Below are 15,285 nucleotides of genomic sequence, written 5' to 3'. Positions count from 1 at the left end.
GCACTATATCGTGTCGTTTTATGGGCGCCGGGTCAATGACCGGGATGTAGAGGGAAGTCAGGCGAAGCATGGGGCGACCGACGAACGCGCAAGCGCAGGCATGGACGCGGGAACTGCTCGATACGGCGCGCATCCTGTTTTGCGAGAGGGGTTATGCAGGTGCTTCGCTCGATGAACTGGCCGTGCGCCTACGCTGCTCCAAGCATTCGATCTACCGCCGCTTCGCCGACAAAGAGGCACTTTTCGTGGCTGTGGTCGATCGCGATGTCGCTCGATTTATTGCGGACCTCAGTGCATCGGGAGCGCCGGGGTCATCGCCTTACGAGGTCTTACGGGCCATGGCGCGGACCTATTTCGGCTTCGGCGCTTCGCGCGACCATGCCGCATTGTACGCGGCATTGAATCTGGAAGCGTCCACTTCGCCGCGTCTGCGCATCCTGGCAACGCAATGGGCCGAACAGGCACTTACGCCCTTGCGGGATGCGGTTGCGGCGGCCGTGCCTGTGGCCAACCCCGACGAACTGTGTGAAATTCTGATCGACCTTCTCGATGGCGCAGCAAACAGGCTTAGACTGAGCGAGGACATTCCTACAAAGATTGAAGCGGCTTTCTCGGCCAGATGGGATTTCTTCGTCAGTGTCTAGGCGTAAAATTGTTACGCAAAATATGCGAAATACGACCACTTCTTTCGCCGATGTTCGAGATTGATGGGCATAGATGGCAGCTTTGCCTGGGTGGTTTTCTCAAAGATGCCTTTCTGTTGACCGCCTGAGAATGGGGAAGCGGACTGACTGCAACTGCGAACGGGAAAATGGGCGCCTGAATGGCAAGGATGGGGTAGCGGACGGGAGCCAAGGCTGGAATTCTGCTACCGGCAAAGCACCACACATCGTAAGTCATAGTCGCTCCCCGGCAGGACCCATTACAAGCCGGGCATGAATGACGCACATCATGCCGATCACTTCGGCGAAGGCCGCGACGACAACCCCTACTGGAACGAAAGCGTGTGGTTCTCGCTCTCGATCCCCGAGCGCCATATCCACGGCATGATCCAGTACTATTTCCGCCCCAACATGGGTATGCTCAACGGCGGCCCGGTGCTGTGGGATCCCTCGGGCACGTTCCAGCACGACTGCCTGCACTACCAGTGGAGTCATCTTCAGGCGCTCCCGGCGGGCACGCGCGGCAAGTTCGACATGCAGGCGCGCAATTCGCTATCGTGCCGGATGATCGAGCCGATGGCCAGATACAAGCTCGATTACGACCGCGACGGCCTGCTGCTCGACCTTACCTGGAGCGCGATCGGCCCCGCGCACGAGCTACGCACCGGCGACGCGGGGCAGGCCTCCACCGCCAAGTTTCACATCGAACAGCCGGGTCGGATGAGCGGCACCGTCCGCCGTTACGGCGAAGAATGGCCGATCGACTGCTGGTCGATGCGAGATACCTCCTATGGCGCGCGTGAGTACGAATCGCTCGCTTGCGGCGGCTACTTCTGGGGCATCGGCGCCGATGCGAGTGGACCCAGCGCCTTCCACGCAATCGCCATGGGGGAGGGCGCAGAAGCGCGCTCGATCGGCGGCTTCATCTGGAAGGAAGGAGAAATGGCCAGCCTCGCCTCGGGCCGGCGCGAAGTGCTGGAATGGGGGCAATTCGGGCCGGCCAAGGTGCTGTGGCGAGGGACCGACACGCTCGGCCGCACGATGGAGGCCACCGGTACGATCGATCCAGGCCTCGTTTTTACCGGCTATACCGATCACTCGGTGGTCTGGTCGCTGATGCGCTGGGACTGGAACGGCGTCGAGCACTGGGGCGACAACCAAGAATTCGCACCCGCCGAGCGCTTCCGCCGCATCGCGCGGGGCGAAATCGCGCTGGGCAGCCCGCTGTGAGCCTGGGTCAGATCGTCGTCGTCAACGGCACATCGGGCTCGGGCAAGTCGACGACCTGCGAACTGTTCCAGAAAACCCGCGAGGACTACTGGCTGCTCTACGGCATCGACCACTTCACCGCGCAAACGCTGCCCGCGAAATACGGCCACCACGGCCCCCGGGCAGCGCAGGGCATCGAGGCGGTTCCGATCGATCCGGCCGACCCCGATGGGCCGCTACGCTGGCGGTTCGGGCACGAAGGCACGAAGGCCTTTGTGGCGCTTCACGAATGGATGGCGGCGAGTTCCCGACAGGGTGTCAACGTCGTGTTCGACCACCTGTTGATGAGCGATCCGCCCGTGCTGCAGGACCTCGTGGCGCGGACCGAGGGGTTGCCGGTGCTGCTGGTGACGCTGAAACCCCCGTTCGAGGTGCTGGAACGCCGCGTCGCCGAGCGGCGGATGGACAAGAAAATCCCTACCGACCTGCTGGGCGACGACGCGGTGGCCAAGATCATCGACCGCCTGACCCGGTTGCGCCCGTGGTTCTACGAGGAGGTCTATAGAAACGAGATTTCCGATTTAACCATCGACACGTCGGTGCATGGGCCGGAGGAGGTCTGCGCGATGATCTCCGCGCGGCTGGCCGAAGGGCCTGGGGTGGCGTTCGAGATCCTGCGACACAGTTTTGGAGTGACATGAAATTAGTCTAAGATGTTGAAACGCTGAGAGCATTCCTGCTGGATCAAGGTTTGACGGCATGTCCGATACCGGACAATCTCGAGTGCGTCGTCCCAATCATGCCTTCCTGGCGGCGCGTCAGGTCTTGGCGGATTTCTGGAGCTCACCACAAACAGGCACCAACTCAAAAACCCTTTGTTTGCAGGAATACTATTCCTTCGACTGCCAAATCATGCCTCTTTTAGGAGGAGACATTCATTGCCGTAGCAACCCAAGGCGCCCATGCGCGCCGAAATGCGGGAGGAGGTCGCCATCTCGGTTCGCGATGCGTCGCGCATGGTCTGACCACCACAGCGCAGGGTCAGTTTGGGTAGGCACGAGTCAAGGTACGCAGGCGGTCGCGGATGTCCTGCGGCACGCGGAATTCGTCGCGGTGGTAGTCCTTGCGCCCCGCCACCGATTCCTCGACAAGATCGTCGTGAAGGCTGCCCATCAGTCCGTTGATCGCGCTCAGGAAGCGCGACATGCGGAATATCCGCTCGTCGGGTTCCAGCGTGCGCATCGTATCGTAGAACGAGACCTGACGGCTGATGATCTTGCGCATGGCGTGGAAGCGATGCGCGGTCAGCCTGGTCTCGTCCAGCCCCTCGCCCAGCCATAGCCTGAGGCGGCCGACTTCGGCGCGGCGGAAGCGCAGGAAGCCTTCGGCGCCGTCCAGCCGCACACCCGCGACTTCGCGCTGCACGGCGATCCACACCGGCTGCATCAGCAGCAGTCGTAGCAGCAGCGCATAGCCCAGCACTGCTGTGCGGCGCCCGTTGCGGTAGGAGTCCTGCAGGTGTCCCATCACCGCTACCGTTGCGCGGAACAGCGGCGGGGCGCGGTGGCTCCTGCTGTACAGGACAAGGGCGAAGCGCAAGTGCTTGTAGCGGGCACGGATCAGCTTGTAGCGCCGCCGCGCGTCGGACGGCAGGTCCCCGGTCAGCAGCAGCGTGGTGGTCAGCGCGCGCATGTCTGCCCGGTTCGCGCCTTCGCGCCAGAACTGCACACACAAGTCCAGGCAGCGGTGCATGTCCGCCTTTCCGCAGGCAACCGGGATCGGGTCGGGCAGGCTCACCACTGGGTCGACGACGTCGTCCATTTCGACCGCCTCGAACAGCGCGTCAAGGATTTCCGGGGGGTAGGAGGCGGTCATGCCGTTTGCCCGTCATGGATCAGCGCGTGGCGCCCGCGATAGGCCGACAGCGTCGGCACCAGCATGAAAGCGGTCTTGAGGCACACCCCGGCGACATAGGCCAGTCCTGCGCCCCACAGTCCGAACAGGTGGATCAGCACGACCAGCAGCAGCGCATAGCCCAGCGCCGCCGTGCCTTCCGCCACCAGCGCGGAGCGTTCGCGCCCCGCCATGTAAAGCAGCGATTCCAGTGGGAACGCGGCCATCGCCACGATCAGCGAGGCGGTCATGAGCTGGAGCAGGTCGTAAGCCTCGACATAGCGCTTGCCGAACACGAGGTCGATCACCGGCTCGCCGCCGATCGACACGATGAGCAGGACCACCACGGCGATCGCGCCGGAAATCAGCGCGCTGCGCACGGCCAGCTGCCAGGGGTGGCGGCTGCTGGGATCGAGCCGCATGATCTCGGGATAGAAGCTGCGCGATAGGAGTTCGGCGGGCTTGCTGGCGGAATCGAAGAACGTCGCGGCGATCTTGAACAGACCGGCGGCGGCAGGGGTGAGCAGGGCGCCGACGACGAGGTTGCTGACCGGCCCCCATGCCGCCCAGATCGAGTGCGCGACATTGGTGGTCCACACGAAGCCCCAGGCGCCGGAGAGGCGCCGTGCCGGGCGCAGCAGGCCAGGCCGCAGTGCGTCGGTCATCCGGCGGCGGCGCAGTTCGCGGATGGAAAGCGCCCACAGGCACAAGTCGCCCGACAAGTCGGCGATGTACCAGGTCAGCACGAAACCGGTAAAGCCGAAGCCGCAGAAGTAGGACAGGGCGGCACCCAGCGCGCGCACCAGCGGGGTCACCAGCTGCTGCAGTGCGATCTGGTCGAACCGGTCGAACACCCTGAGGATGCCGGTGGGGGTGGCCGCCGTCATCGTCGGGATCAGCGTACAGTAGAGCATCGCCATGTTCAGGTTCTCGGCGCCGATGCCGAACCATTCGGCGGCATGGGGCAGCAGCAGCAGGCCCCCCGCAAGGCCGATCAGTCCGCTGGCGAGATCGAGGCCGACGGCGAAGCCGGTGACGTCGCGCAAGGTCGCGGTATCGCCGCGTTCGAGCGCCGGGGCGCCGTAGCGCACGATGAACTGCCAGGTCTGGAACTTGACCACAGCGCCCACGCCGTTGGCATAGGAATGGATCAGCACGAGCGTGCCGAACAGCGCGGGCGTCATGCCGCGTCCGGCGCAGGCGAGCGCGATCAGGCCGAGCAGCGCGCCGCCGATCTTGCCCGATGCAAGGTAGGATGCATTGCGAACGATGGTGCGGAAAACCCCGTCCGAGAACCAGCGTTTCATGGGTAGGCTTGCCATTGTTCTATGCTGCGGCTCCGGCGAAGGGGAGGCCGCCTTCGTGCGCGATCAGCAGCGCGTTCACCGCCACTTTGGCGCGGGAGATCACCTGTTCCAGCGGCGCTTCGGCGTCCAGTTCGACGACCGGCGCCGCGCCGAAGCGCAGGCGCGGCACGTCGGCGATCTTGCGCGCCAGAGAGGTGAAGCGATGGTCCGGCTTGCGCGCGGCGGCGACGTCGAGCGAGACGTTGAGCCGCAGCACGAGGTCGGGCGACTGCTGCGTCATCGTCTCGAACATACGCCGCTCCGATGCCGCAAGCATGCCGACGAGGCCGCCGGGCCGCGCCGCCGCAAGGCCGGGGCCGTCCATTGGGCCGGGGATCTCAAGCTGCGGAAAGCGGTCGGCGATGATCGTGCGGCCTTCGCCGCGCAGCCGCATCATGCGGCGGAAGCGGAACAGGCGGCGCAGCGAGAAGGCGTAGATCACCAGCGCCGCGCCAAGGCCCGGGCCTTTTTCGCCCTGCGCCTTGCGCGCCTTGGCGTGGATCGACTTGTCGAGCCGTCCGCCCAGCAGCGGCAGCCGCGCGATCACGCGGCCGATGTTGCCGGACTGCTTGCCGAGGTGGCAGGTGACGGTGGGCTGGCGCTGGCCGAGCCATGCCTGCAGTTCCTGCGTCAGCGTCGACTTGCCCGAGCCGTCGCAGCCGATCACGGCGATCAGCGGAGGAACCCGTGTCATGCCGCCGATGCCTCGATCTGGATCAGCGCCAGCACGGTGGCAAGCACTTCAGGGTAAGGCCGGGTTGCGTCCACGTCGACGATATGCGCGCCGCCGAACCCGAGCGTCGGCATCACCGCCAGCTTCCTTTCGAGCGGCGCGCGGGTGTGGTCCGACTTGCGGCCCAGTGCCGTCTCGACATCGATGTTGAGGCGGATCACCAGCGTCGGGCGATAGGCCGCCATGTCCTCGTAGAGCTGCCGTTCGCGCGCGGCGAGGCGCTCGACCAGAGCCGATCCCCGGCGCGTCCAGGCGAGGCCCGGACCGTCGAACCCGCCTGCCAGCTCGGCCTGCGGATAGCGGTCGGTCACCACCCGGATGCCGCGCCGCCGGAAGGCGAGCACTTTTTCGAACCGCCGCCTGCGCGCCAGCGAGAAACCGAACATCGCCAGCGCCGTCGCCAGTCCCGGCAGGCGCTTGTCCGGCGCGGCGTGGGCCTTGTCGGCCTTGCCGGTCAGGAACTTCTCGGCCAGCGCGCCGATCAGCGGGATGCGCCCGATCCGGCGGCCGAGGTCGCCGGTGCCGAGGCCGAGGTACATCGAGCGCGTCGGCCCTTCGCGGCCGAGCAGCGCGGTCAGGTCGCGGGCGAGGGTGGACTTGCCCGACCCGTCGCATCCGATCAGCGCCACGCAGGGCGCCAGAACGTCCCGTCGCTGCGCCGCGCACCGCCCGGGCGTCGCATCGAAGGGAGAGAAAGCGGTAATCCGGTCAGGTGAAGTATGGATTGTCATAGTTCTGTAGCCATGTTGCGCTAAGTCTGATGCACCCTCGTGGCCCGGTGCCTGCAACGCGGCCCGGAATCGGGCCTCTAGTCTCCCAACCTGATGCGAAGCTGATGCGCGCGGCGCGTTGTAATTCGGCCTGCGTGCGATTTGACGAGCCCCGATTCCCGGCGTAGTCCGGAACCGAATTCGGGCGGTTTCCTCGCCTTTCCCTCCTCCCTGCCGGAGCTTTCGCGTTGCCCCGTCTGCTGCTTGCGGAAGATGATGCCGACCTTGGCCCGGCAATCCGGCGGGCGCTGGAGCTGGAAGGCTACGTGGTCGATCTCTTCACGCGCGGGGATGATGTGTTCGCTGCCGCGCGCAGCAACGATTACGACGTGATCCTGCTCGACATCGGCCTGCCGCACGGCTCGGGGCTGGAGGTGCTGCGCGATCTGCGCGACGCGCACGACGCGACGCCGGTGATCATCGTCACCGCGTTCGACCGCACCCAGCAGCGCGTCGCCGGGCTGGACGCGGGCGCGGACGACTACGTGGTCAAGCCGGTGGACCTTGAGGAACTGGCCGCGCGGATCCGCTCGCAGTTGCGCCGCCGCGACGGGCGGCAGAACGACAGCATCGAGGTCGGCCGCGTCAGGCTGGACTTTACTGGCCATGTCGCCGCGCTGGACGGACAGGACGTGCCGCTGACCGCCAAGGAGTTCCGCGTGCTCGCGCTGCTGATGCGCCGCAGCCGCCGCTTCGTGTCGAAGGCCGACATCGAGGCCGAGTTGTACGATCAGGACAACTGGGCCGAATCGAACACCGTCGAAGTCGCGGTTTCCGCCCTGCGCCGCAAGTTCGGGAAGGACTTCATCCGCACCGCGCGCGGCCTCGGCTACATGGTGGGCGGGCAGGACGCATGAAGAGGCGGCGCTCCTCGCTCTCGATGAAGCTGTACCGGCGGGTGCTGCTGCTGCTGGCGCTGACCGGGCTGGCGATCGGCGGGGTGCTCTATTCGGTCGCCCTGCGCGAAGTGGAGCGGGCTTCGGATGCGCAGCTGGTGAACGCCTCGCGCCTGCTTTACATGATGATGCAGGACGATCTGGCTGCGGGCGTACTGGTGCGGCACGACCGGTTGGTTGGCGTCGACGGCGATCCGCTGCTTTCCACGCAGGAGACGCAGGCGTTCCAGGCATCCTACGATTCGTGCATGTTCACCGTCTTCTGGGAAGGGCGGCCGGTTGCGCAGTCGGGCTGGGGGGCGCCGGTCTCGGCGGTGCCGCGTCGGCCGGGCCTGCACGATTTTCAGGCGCTGGGCGGGGCGTGGCGCAGCTACGGCATGCGCGGGACCGATCCACGCCTGCTGATCGTCGTGGCCGAGCGCGGGGCGATGCGCGAATTCTCGATCGCGCGGCTGAGCGGCGAACTGGCGCTGCCGATGCTGGGGCTGCTGCTGGCGGCGATGCTGGTGCTGTGGTGGACGCTGCGCAAGAGTCTGTCGCGGGTCGAGCGGCTGGCCTCGACGCTGGGCGCGCGCTCGCTGTCCGACCTGCAGCCGCTGGAGCCCGAGGAGTGGCCGCGCGATGTGGAGCCGCTGATCGTGGCGCTCAACAAGCTGTTCGCCCGGCTGGAGAACGCCTATGAACTGGAGCAGGCCTTCACCGACGACGTGGCGCACGAACTGCGCACGCCGCTGGCCGCGATCCGTGCGCAGGCACAGGTTCTGCGCCGCCTTTCGCCCGCCGCGCTGGGGGAGGACGTGCTCCGCCTGCTGGCGATGATCGATCGCACCAATCACCTGATCGACGGGATGCTGACGCTGGCGCGGCTGAACGCGACCTCGGTGGCGGCGCGATCGGTGGACGTTCATGCGCTGGTGGCCGAAGTCGTCGCCGATGCCCTGATCGAACTCCCCGCTGACGCGATAGAGGCGAGCGTGATCCCCGACCATATCGTGCGCTGGCGCTGCGATGCCTCGCTGCTGCAGATCGCGCTGTCGGCGGTGATCGGCAATGCGCTGCGCCACGCGCGGGGCGGCGGCCATCTGGACATCGCCATCGTGCGCGGCGGCGACCGGCTCGTCGTGACTATCGGCGATCGCGGTCCCGGCGTACCCGCCGCCGAGCGCGAGCGGCTGCTGCTGCGCTTCGAGCATGGCGGTTCGGCAAGCTCGGGCAGCGGCCTCGGCCTTTCGATCGCGAGCAAGGCGATGGCGCTGCTCGGCGGCACGATCCGGCTGGAGGACCGCCCGGACGGGCCGGGCCTGCTGGTCGTGCTGACCCTGCCATCCATCGAAGGCTGACTTTTCCTCACCTCACCGGAGCCTCATTGACGATGACCACAAGGCATGTGCTGGCGGCGCTCTGCCTCATTCTCCTCAGCGGTTGCGGCACGGCGCCGCCGCTGCGCCACATGACGGCTGCGCAGGCCCCCGCGCCGCGCGTGGAACTGGCGGCCGATGGGGTGACCCGCACTACCACGCTCTCGGTGCTGACCTACAATGTCGAAGGGCTGGGCTGGCCCGCGCGTTCGGGACGCGAAGGCGACCTGCGGCGCATCGGCGAGCACCTTGCCGCCTTGCGCGCGGCGGGGAAAGCGCCTGATGTGGTGATGTTCCAGGAAGTATTCAGCGGCGCCGCCAAGAAGGCGATCCTCGCGACCGGCTACCCGGCAATCGTGCACGGACCCACGCGCCTTGCGCCGCATGCCACGATGTTCCGGGACAAGCTGCCGGGCCGCGCGGACTGGCTGCGCGGGGAAATCGGCATGCGCATGACGGGGAGCGGACTGGTGGTGGCATCGTCCTATCCGGTGCTGCTGACGCGGCATCAGGCGTATGGGCGACGGTCGTGCGCAGGGATCGACTGTCTTGCCAACAAGGGGGTGATGCAGGCGCGCATCGCGGTGCCCGGCGTGCCGGTGCCGGTGGACCTGTTCGACACCCACATGAATTCGCGCGGAGCCTCTCGCGCGCCGCTGTTCCGCAATCTTGAAGCGCATGCGCGGCAGGCGAACGAGGCATCGCACTTCATCGAGCAGAACCACGACGATCGCTTCCCGATCGTCTTCGGCGGCGATTTCAACATGCGCCATTCGCAGGGGCGGTGGGAGAACTTCACCCGCTACCAGCCGATGGAACTTGTGCACCGGGCCTGCATGGAGCCGAACTCGGGCTGCGACGTGCGCATGTCGTGGGATGGTGACGAGCCGTGGGTGGACACGCAGGATCTGCAGTTCTTCGAGCGCGGGCAGGACGTGGACATCACCCCGATCCGGGTCGAGGCGCTATTCGACGGCGGCCCCAATGGTCCGGTGCTGTCGGACCACGATGGCTTTCTGGTGACCTATCGCCTGAGCTGGCGCGATCCTTCGTAAGGATTAGCGCTGCTGCGTTGGTACGCAGCGTCCCGCTGCAACTTGAACCCACCATGCATTTCGGCTCCCTGCGCCGCGCCGGCGCGGGGAGTATCGGCACCACCGCTTACTTGTTCACTCCCGCTTCGGCGTGGATTTGCAGCGGCGCAGCCGTCGCTGATGGCAGGGCAGCGCCCAGCAGGCCGGCGATTGTCGGTGCAATCTGGCGGATGTCGATCCTGCCAAGGTTGCGAGCGGCCTCGACGCCGGGGCCGGAGATGAAGAAGGCGGAGTGCATGTCCGTGCGTAGGTCCGCCGCCGAATAGGCGCCATGGCCGCCGCCCTCCGCAGGCTGCGTCACTGGGCCGGAAAGGGCATTGCCCATCCGCCAGCCAGACTTGAAGGCGACGACATAATCCACATTGGGCGCATAGCCCATACCGGCGATCTCGTTGCGCTTGTGGATGCTCTCGATCCCGTGGGCGGGATCTGCCGCAAGCGCGGCAAGGCTGGCTTCGAGCCGCAGTGAGGCCTGCCTGTCCTTCGGGTCCTTGAGCACGATCATCGCGCTGCCGCCGACGTACCAGGCAAAAGCCTGCCACGAAGCGATCCGGGGCTCGGCGTTTGCCGAGAGCGTGATGAACCCTGCCTCGACCAGCGCCGCGTTCAGATTGGTCTGGTGGGCAATCGGTGCGAAGCCATGATCCGAGACGACCGCCACGATCGCGTCGGGACGTGTCTTGCGTTCGGCGGCGATGATCCGCCCCACTGCCGCATCGATCTCTTCCAGCTTGCGGCGGGATGCCGGACTGTTCGGGCCGGACTTGTGCTCCTCGTGGTCGAGCGAGACGATGTGGATGGTGAACAGGTCTGGCCGCTTGTCGCGGATGAGGTGGATGGCGTCATTGACGATCTTGCCGTCGTCCTCATCCGAGCCGTCGTGCAAGTCGAAGTCGATGTCCGTTGCGCCCCCGGTGACCGGCCAGAACATGCTCGCGGTGGATAGCCCCGCCGCTTTCGCCGCGCGCCACAGCGTCGGTGCCTTGATCTGGCTATAAGCGCTGTAGCTTTTAGGCAGCTTTGCAGAGACCGCAAAGGGGCGGTTGTTGTAGATGCCATGTTCGGCAGGGAGGACGCCGGTGACGAGCGTGGTGTGGTTGGGGTTCGTCACCGTGGGGTTCACGTTGACGACTTCGTTGGCATAGCTGCCTTCCTTCAGGAACCGGCGCAGCACCGGCACCTTCAGATCGTGCGCTTCGGCGCGAAGCACCTTGTCGGGGGCAAGGCCGTCGATCGAGATCAGAAGGACCGGATGATGAGCGCCCTTGTCGGCTGCCGCCGCCGGCATAGCCGGGAGTAGCGCGCATAGGGTGATAGCCCCGGCAGTGGAGATGAGACGCATGGTCTTGCCTTTTACGAACATGGATCAGAAACGGTGGTCGAGCTTGAGCGTGAACTGGCGGCCGCGCGGGTTGAACGTGCCGACCCAGTAGCCTTCGTCCTCGTCGGCGACGGGCGGGATGGCGTCGAAGACGTTGTTGACGCCGAAGCTGATCCGCGTCTCGCGGTCATTCCCCAAGGCATAGGTGACACGCGCGTTGTTGAGGATGCCTGCCTTGACGCGCATGTAGTAGCGGTTGATGCCGTTGTCGTCGAAGACCATGATGCTCTTGGGCTTGCCCAATGCCTCGTAGATGGCCTGTGTCGTCGAGGCCGAGGTGTCGGCATAGGGGCCGTAATAGCTGGTGAACCAGCTGGCGGACCAACGCCCCTTCTTCCAGCTCAGCGTTGCATTGCCCTTCCAGCGGGCGCGGCGGTTGCGGCCGAGTTCGTCGGTGACGATGCCGTCGTCAGCAAGTTCCTCGTCGCGTTGAAGGTAGTGAGTGGCTTCGGCGGCAAGCGTGAAGCGGCCGATCCCGAAGTCTGGCACTCGGTATTGCAGCGCGAAGTCGATGCCCGCCAGCTTGCGCGAGCCGAGGTTGATGTAGTCGTTGATCATGCTCTCGATCTCGCCCACGACCGCGCGTTTGGTCGTGTTGGTGGGCTGCGCCGCATTGTAGGCGGCGAAGGCGGCGCGGTCGGCATCTGTCACCGCGCGGCGGGTGACGCGCGAACTGCCGAGATAGCCCGAGGTGCCCGAACCGAGGTCGATCTGGTCGATGGACCTGCCCGATGCGAGCGCCGCCTGCGTGGCGAGATCGAGCGCGAGTTCGTCGGCGGCCAGCACTTCGGAATTGCCGTAAGTGGTGATGGCGTCACGCTGGTTCATCTTCCAATAGTCCGCCGTGAACGACAGGCCGCGCAGGCCCGGTACGTCCACCACCACGCCGAAGTTCCAGTTCTTGGCGCGTTCGGGGTTCAGGCGGTCGTTGCCCTGCCGATAGGTGCGGCGCGGGCCACTGTTGTCGGCGGCCGAATTGGTCACGTCCTCACGGTAGGGGTCGGCGGTGTAGTTCACGCGCAGCAGCGGATTGGTGTTGGTCTGCGCAAGGTTGGGTGCGCGGAAGCTCTCGTTGTAGGAACCGCGCAGGCGCAGCCACGAAGTCGGCGCCCACAGCACGCTGAACTTGGGCGTGGTGCTCTGGCCGTGGATCAAGAAGCGTTCATGCCGGATCGCCGCACCCAGTTCGAGGCGCTGGAACAGCGGAAAACTGTTGCCTTCGGTTATCAGCGGCAGCCCGATTTCGGCATGGGCGGACTGGACCGCCTGGCTGGCGTTGATGTCCGCATTGGGGCTCATCGCGATAAAGTCGTTGTCGTTTTCGCGCAGGTACGGGAAATCGGCGCCCGAACCTGGCGGATTGAGGCCCGCATAGGGCGCCTTCCATGCGTTGTACTTTTCCCAGCGCATTTCGGCACCGGCCGCGACCTGCACGCGCCCGCCACCGCCGGGCAATTCCCAAAGTTCGCCCGCGATCTTGGCGTCCCAGACGATGATGCGCGTCTTTCCGTAGCGATTGTCGGTATCGTACATCGGGTCGGTGACCGAGGTGGGGTTCACATAGGCCTGATCGACCACGACTTTGCCGTTCTCGACCTTGAAGGTCACGGGAAACGGATTGTAGGCGGTGGCATCCGTGCGGCTCAGCGCCTGACGCAGCAGCGATTCCCGGTAGATGTTGGTTTCGGTCTCATGGCTGTAGGCGCCCGAGACGAGCGCGCCGGTTTCCCACTGCCAGTTGTCCCCGAACTTGCCGCGTGCGCCTGCGAGTGCGCGGTAGAAGCTGGAATTGACCTGGATGTAGCGATCGCGGGTGCCCGGCGGGATCAGGCCCGATACGATCGTGACATCGGCAGGCGTGCCCTTGATGCGCGCGGTGCCGTCGGCATTGGGCGCGCCGTTGATGTCGTAGAAGCGGGCGCCGAACGGGTTGTAGGGATTGGAGGCCGGGACATAGAGGCCCGGCTCGTTCACGTTCTGCATGTTCGCCGCTTCGCGCTGGCTGTTCGCGCGCGATCCGGAATAGAGCACGTCGCCGAACAGCGTGATGTCGTCGGTCAGTTCGTGCTCGACGAAAGCGGCGAAGTTCACGCGCTTGATGCCCGGCAGCAGGGTGCGGTGCGGCAGGCGGTTGTCGTAGTAGTCGGTCTGGCCGTTATCGAGCGAGCGCGACGGCGTGCTGGCCTTGAAGCGTATCGCGCCTTCGGCGTCGGGATAGAGGAAGAAAGTGCCGTCGGATGCGACCGTGGCCGTGCCGCCGGACGGCGTGGACGAGGTGGTGATGCCGGCGTTCTTGTCAGGACGTCCGCCGATGAACGTCTCGTAATCGGACTGGATGAAGCCCCGCCGATACTGGCCGTAGTGAGTGATCGTGCTGGAGTTGTCGAGGTCGTTGTCGCGCGAGAACGGCTCGCCGGTAGACGGATCGATGATCTCCTCGCCGTTCCACGGCGCGGGCAGCTTGCGGGTACGGCGAAGGTCGGAATCGCTGCCCCACTTGCGATCGCCGAACAGCAGCTGGCTGCGCTGGAAGTAATCGAACGAGAGGCCCAGCGACGTGCGGCCGAACCTGAAGTTCTTGGAGGCGGTGATGCGGAACTCGTCGGCGCCGCCGTGCTCGGTCAGCGCGCCGCGCAGGCTGATGCGGCCCTTGTCGTCGTCAGGCCGGATGATGTTGTTGATGACGCCTGCGGCCGCGTCCGCGCCGTAGATCGCGGAGGCGCCGTCGCGCAGGATCTCCACGCGAGAAATCAGCGCGGTGGGGATCACGTTGGCGTTCGGCGAAAGCGAGGGCACGCCCTGGTCGGTGCCGGTAAGCGGATGCGGAGCCATGCGCCGCCCGTTGATGAGCATCAGCGTGCTGCCTGCGCCGATGCCGCGCAGGTCGATGGAGGTGACGTCGCCGCGCGCGCCCTGCGATGCGATGGTGGCTTCGTTGATTTCGGGTGGGGTGGCGGCGGCCAGCGTCTCGAACAGGTCTGCACCGGTCGAACCGCCGCGCAGGTCGATTTCCGAACTGTCGATGACGGTAACCGGGAGTGCCCCCTGCTCTACACCTGTGCGCAGGTTGGTGCCGGTGACGATGGCCATGGCGGCGGTGCCGCAAAGTATCGATTGACGGAAGTTCATGAGCCAGACGACCATCACCTCGCAGATTCAGGCACTGGAAGAGGAGCACGCCGTTCGCCTGTTCGAACGGCGGGGGCGACGCATCGACCTGACCCCGATCGGCGAGGAATTCCTGCAGATGGCGCGCCAGATCGTCGGGCTGGAGGACGATGCCGCGATGCTGCTCAAGGACAGTGGCAACCTGCGCCGCGGCGCGCTCAAGCTGGGGGCGGTCAGCCCGTTTCACGTCACCGCCATGATCGAGACGTTCCACGGCCTCTATCCCGACATTTACCTGTCGATGCGGCTGGGCAATTCCGAGACGGTGCTGCGCGATCTCGACAACTATGCCTGCGAGCTGGGCGTGGTGGCGCGCAACACCGACGATCCACGCTATTACATGCAGCACTATGCCAGCTATCCGGTGATCGCCTTCGTCCACCGCGACCACCGGCTCGCCAGGCGGTCCTCGATCGAACTGGCCGACCTTGCGCAGGAGCGCCTGCTGATGCGCGAGCCAGGATCGACCACGCGCCGCGCGCTGGAGGATGCGATGGTCGGGATAGGCGCCCGCCCGCGCGTGGCGATGGAGATCGGCAGCCGCGAGGCCCTGCGAGAGGCGGTCATTCGCGGCCTCGGCATCGCCACCGTCTCACAGTCGGAATTCGTGCCCGACGAGCGGCTGCACCCGCTACCGATCTCGGGGGCGCCGATCCTGACGCATATCTACTTGTGCTGCCTGCGCGAACGCCGTCGTAGCCGGCTGATCGGCGCGTTCCTCGAGGCCGTGCTCAAGAGTCAGGGCATGCGGCCGGCGCCCGCGGTGCAGTGATTC

Annotated in this window: 13 protein-coding genes; 7 read left to right on the top strand and 6 right to left on the bottom strand. The window is 65.9% G+C overall.

All coding sequences use genetic code 11. The features are described 5' to 3' along the window. Nucleotides 1-68: 68 nt before the first annotated feature. The 3 genes from ACODRZ_RS18365 to ACODRZ_RS18355 all read left to right on the top strand — a co-directional run bounded on the left by ACODRZ_RS18365 (nucleotide 69) and on the right by ACODRZ_RS18355 (nucleotide 2,572). Nucleotides 69-644 (top strand): TetR/AcrR family transcriptional regulator, encoded by a 576-nt coding sequence (locus tag ACODRZ_RS18365; RefSeq protein WP_488971891.1) that lies wholly within the window; start codon nucleotides 69-71, stop codon nucleotides 642-644. Between the two features lie 291 nt (nucleotides 645-935). Beyond that, the gene (locus ACODRZ_RS18360) at nucleotides 936-1,892 is read left to right on the top strand and encodes a DUF7064 domain-containing protein (protein ID WP_488971892.1); all 957 of its coding nucleotides are present in this window, start codon (nucleotides 936-938) and stop codon (nucleotides 1,890-1,892) included. Continuing rightward, nucleotides 1,889-2,572, top strand: a complete 684-nt coding sequence (locus tag ACODRZ_RS18355; RefSeq protein ID WP_488971893.1) for a phosphotransferase-like protein — start codon at nucleotides 1,889-1,891, stop codon at nucleotides 2,570-2,572. The genes ACODRZ_RS18360 and ACODRZ_RS18355 overlap by 4 nt, the downstream gene beginning before the upstream one ends. 340 nt (nucleotides 2,573-2,912) lie before the next feature. Here the strand turns inward: ACODRZ_RS18355 and ACODRZ_RS18350 are convergent, their stop codons facing one another. From ACODRZ_RS18350 to ACODRZ_RS18335, 4 genes are read right to left on the bottom strand one after another with little or no spacing between them, the layout of a single operon-like run. Continuing rightward, nucleotides 2,913-3,746, bottom strand: a complete 834-nt coding sequence (locus ACODRZ_RS18350; RefSeq protein ID WP_488971894.1) for a hypothetical protein — start codon at nucleotides 3,744-3,746, stop codon at nucleotides 2,913-2,915. Then, the gene (locus ACODRZ_RS18345) at nucleotides 3,743-5,071 is read right to left on the bottom strand and encodes a lipopolysaccharide biosynthesis protein (protein WP_488971895.1); all 1,329 of its coding nucleotides are present in this window, start codon (nucleotides 5,069-5,071) and stop codon (nucleotides 3,743-3,745) included. The genes ACODRZ_RS18350 and ACODRZ_RS18345 overlap by 4 nt, the downstream gene beginning before the upstream one ends. Before the next feature lie 19 nt (nucleotides 5,072-5,090). Further along, the gene (locus ACODRZ_RS18340; RefSeq protein WP_488971896.1) at nucleotides 5,091-5,804 is read right to left on the bottom strand and encodes a nucleoside/nucleotide kinase family protein; all 714 of its coding nucleotides are present in this window, start codon (nucleotides 5,802-5,804) and stop codon (nucleotides 5,091-5,093) included. Next, nucleotides 5,801-6,472, bottom strand: a complete 672-nt coding sequence (locus ACODRZ_RS18335; protein WP_488971897.1) for a nucleoside/nucleotide kinase family protein — start codon at nucleotides 6,470-6,472, stop codon at nucleotides 5,801-5,803. Before ACODRZ_RS18335 ends, ACODRZ_RS18340 begins: the two co-directional genes overlap by 4 nt. 329 nt (nucleotides 6,473-6,801) lie before the next feature. Here ACODRZ_RS18335 and ACODRZ_RS18330 point away from each other — a divergent pair, with 329 nt between their 5' ends. From ACODRZ_RS18330 to ACODRZ_RS18320, 3 genes are read left to right on the top strand one after another with little or no spacing between them, the layout of a single operon-like run. Then, nucleotides 6,802-7,470 carry a response regulator transcription factor gene (locus ACODRZ_RS18330; RefSeq protein WP_488971898.1) on the top strand — a complete coding sequence of 223 codons (669 nt, stop codon included), beginning with the start codon at nucleotides 6,802-6,804 and terminating at the stop codon, nucleotides 7,468-7,470. Beyond that, nucleotides 7,467-8,849 carry a sensor histidine kinase gene (locus ACODRZ_RS18325; protein ID WP_488971899.1) on the top strand — a complete coding sequence of 461 codons (1,383 nt, stop codon included), beginning with the start codon at nucleotides 7,467-7,469 and terminating at the stop codon, nucleotides 8,847-8,849. The genes ACODRZ_RS18330 and ACODRZ_RS18325 overlap by 4 nt, the downstream gene beginning before the upstream one ends. Before the next feature lie 32 nt (nucleotides 8,850-8,881). Continuing rightward, nucleotides 8,882-9,922, top strand: a complete 1,041-nt coding sequence (locus tag ACODRZ_RS18320) for an endonuclease/exonuclease/phosphatase family protein (RefSeq protein WP_488971900.1) — start codon at nucleotides 8,882-8,884, stop codon at nucleotides 9,920-9,922. Between the two features lie 106 nt (nucleotides 9,923-10,028). Here the strand turns inward: ACODRZ_RS18320 and ACODRZ_RS18315 are convergent, their stop codons facing one another. Together ACODRZ_RS18315 and ACODRZ_RS18310 are read right to left on the bottom strand one after the other, a co-directional pair. Then, nucleotides 10,029-11,303 (bottom strand): alkaline phosphatase family protein, encoded by a 1,275-nt coding sequence (locus tag ACODRZ_RS18315; protein WP_488971901.1) that lies wholly within the window; start codon nucleotides 11,301-11,303, stop codon nucleotides 10,029-10,031. Between the two features lie 24 nt (nucleotides 11,304-11,327). Beyond that, nucleotides 11,328-14,471, bottom strand: coding sequence for a TonB-dependent receptor domain-containing protein (locus tag ACODRZ_RS18310; protein WP_488986225.1), 3,144 nt, complete (start codon nucleotides 14,469-14,471; stop codon nucleotides 11,328-11,330). On the opposite strand from ACODRZ_RS18310, the gene ACODRZ_RS18305 reads away from it, so the two are divergent. Continuing rightward, entirely contained in the window at nucleotides 14,470-15,282 is an 813-nt protein-coding gene (locus tag ACODRZ_RS18305) for a LysR substrate-binding domain-containing protein (protein ID WP_488971903.1), read from the top strand. The genes ACODRZ_RS18310 and ACODRZ_RS18305 overlap by 2 nt on opposite strands. The last annotated feature ends 3 nt before the right edge of the window (nucleotides 15,283-15,285 follow it).

The sequence above is a fragment of the Novosphingobium sp. FG90 genome (assembly GCF_057808725.1).
The sequence above is the reverse complement of the archived record's forward strand: the minus strand, read 5'-3'. Positions and strand labels throughout refer to the sequence as shown.

Excerpts from the sequence above, each read along its gene's own strand:
- ACODRZ_RS18360 (WP_488971892.1), top strand. The coding sequence starts at position 936 with ATGAATGACGCACATCATGCCGATCACTTCGGCGAAGGCCGCGACGAC.
- ACODRZ_RS18305 (WP_488971903.1), top strand. The coding sequence starts at position 14,470 with ATGAGCCAGACGACCATCACCTCGCAGATTCAGGCACTGGAAGAGGAG.
- ACODRZ_RS18315 (WP_488971901.1), bottom strand. The coding sequence starts at position 11,303 with ATGCGTCTCATCTCCACTGCCGGGGCTATCACCCTATGCGCGCTACTC.
- ACODRZ_RS18350 (WP_488971894.1), bottom strand. The coding sequence starts at position 3,746 with ATGACCGCCTCCTACCCCCCGGAAATCCTTGACGCGCTGTTCGAGGCG.
- ACODRZ_RS18345 (WP_488971895.1), bottom strand. The coding sequence starts at position 5,071 with ATGAAACGCTGGTTCTCGGACGGGGTTTTCCGCACCATCGTTCGCAAT.
- ACODRZ_RS18310 (WP_488986225.1), bottom strand. The coding sequence starts at position 14,471 with ATGAACTTCCGTCAATCGATACTTTGCGGCACCGCCGCCATGGCCATC.
- ACODRZ_RS18340 (WP_488971896.1), bottom strand. The coding sequence starts at position 5,804 with ATGACACGGGTTCCTCCGCTGATCGCCGTGATCGGCTGCGACGGCTCG.
- ACODRZ_RS18365 (WP_488971891.1), top strand. The coding sequence starts at position 69 with ATGGGGCGACCGACGAACGCGCAAGCGCAGGCATGGACGCGGGAACTG.
- ACODRZ_RS18325 (WP_488971899.1), top strand. The coding sequence starts at position 7,467 with ATGAAGAGGCGGCGCTCCTCGCTCTCGATGAAGCTGTACCGGCGGGTG.
- ACODRZ_RS18320 (WP_488971900.1), top strand. The coding sequence starts at position 8,882 with ATGACCACAAGGCATGTGCTGGCGGCGCTCTGCCTCATTCTCCTCAGC.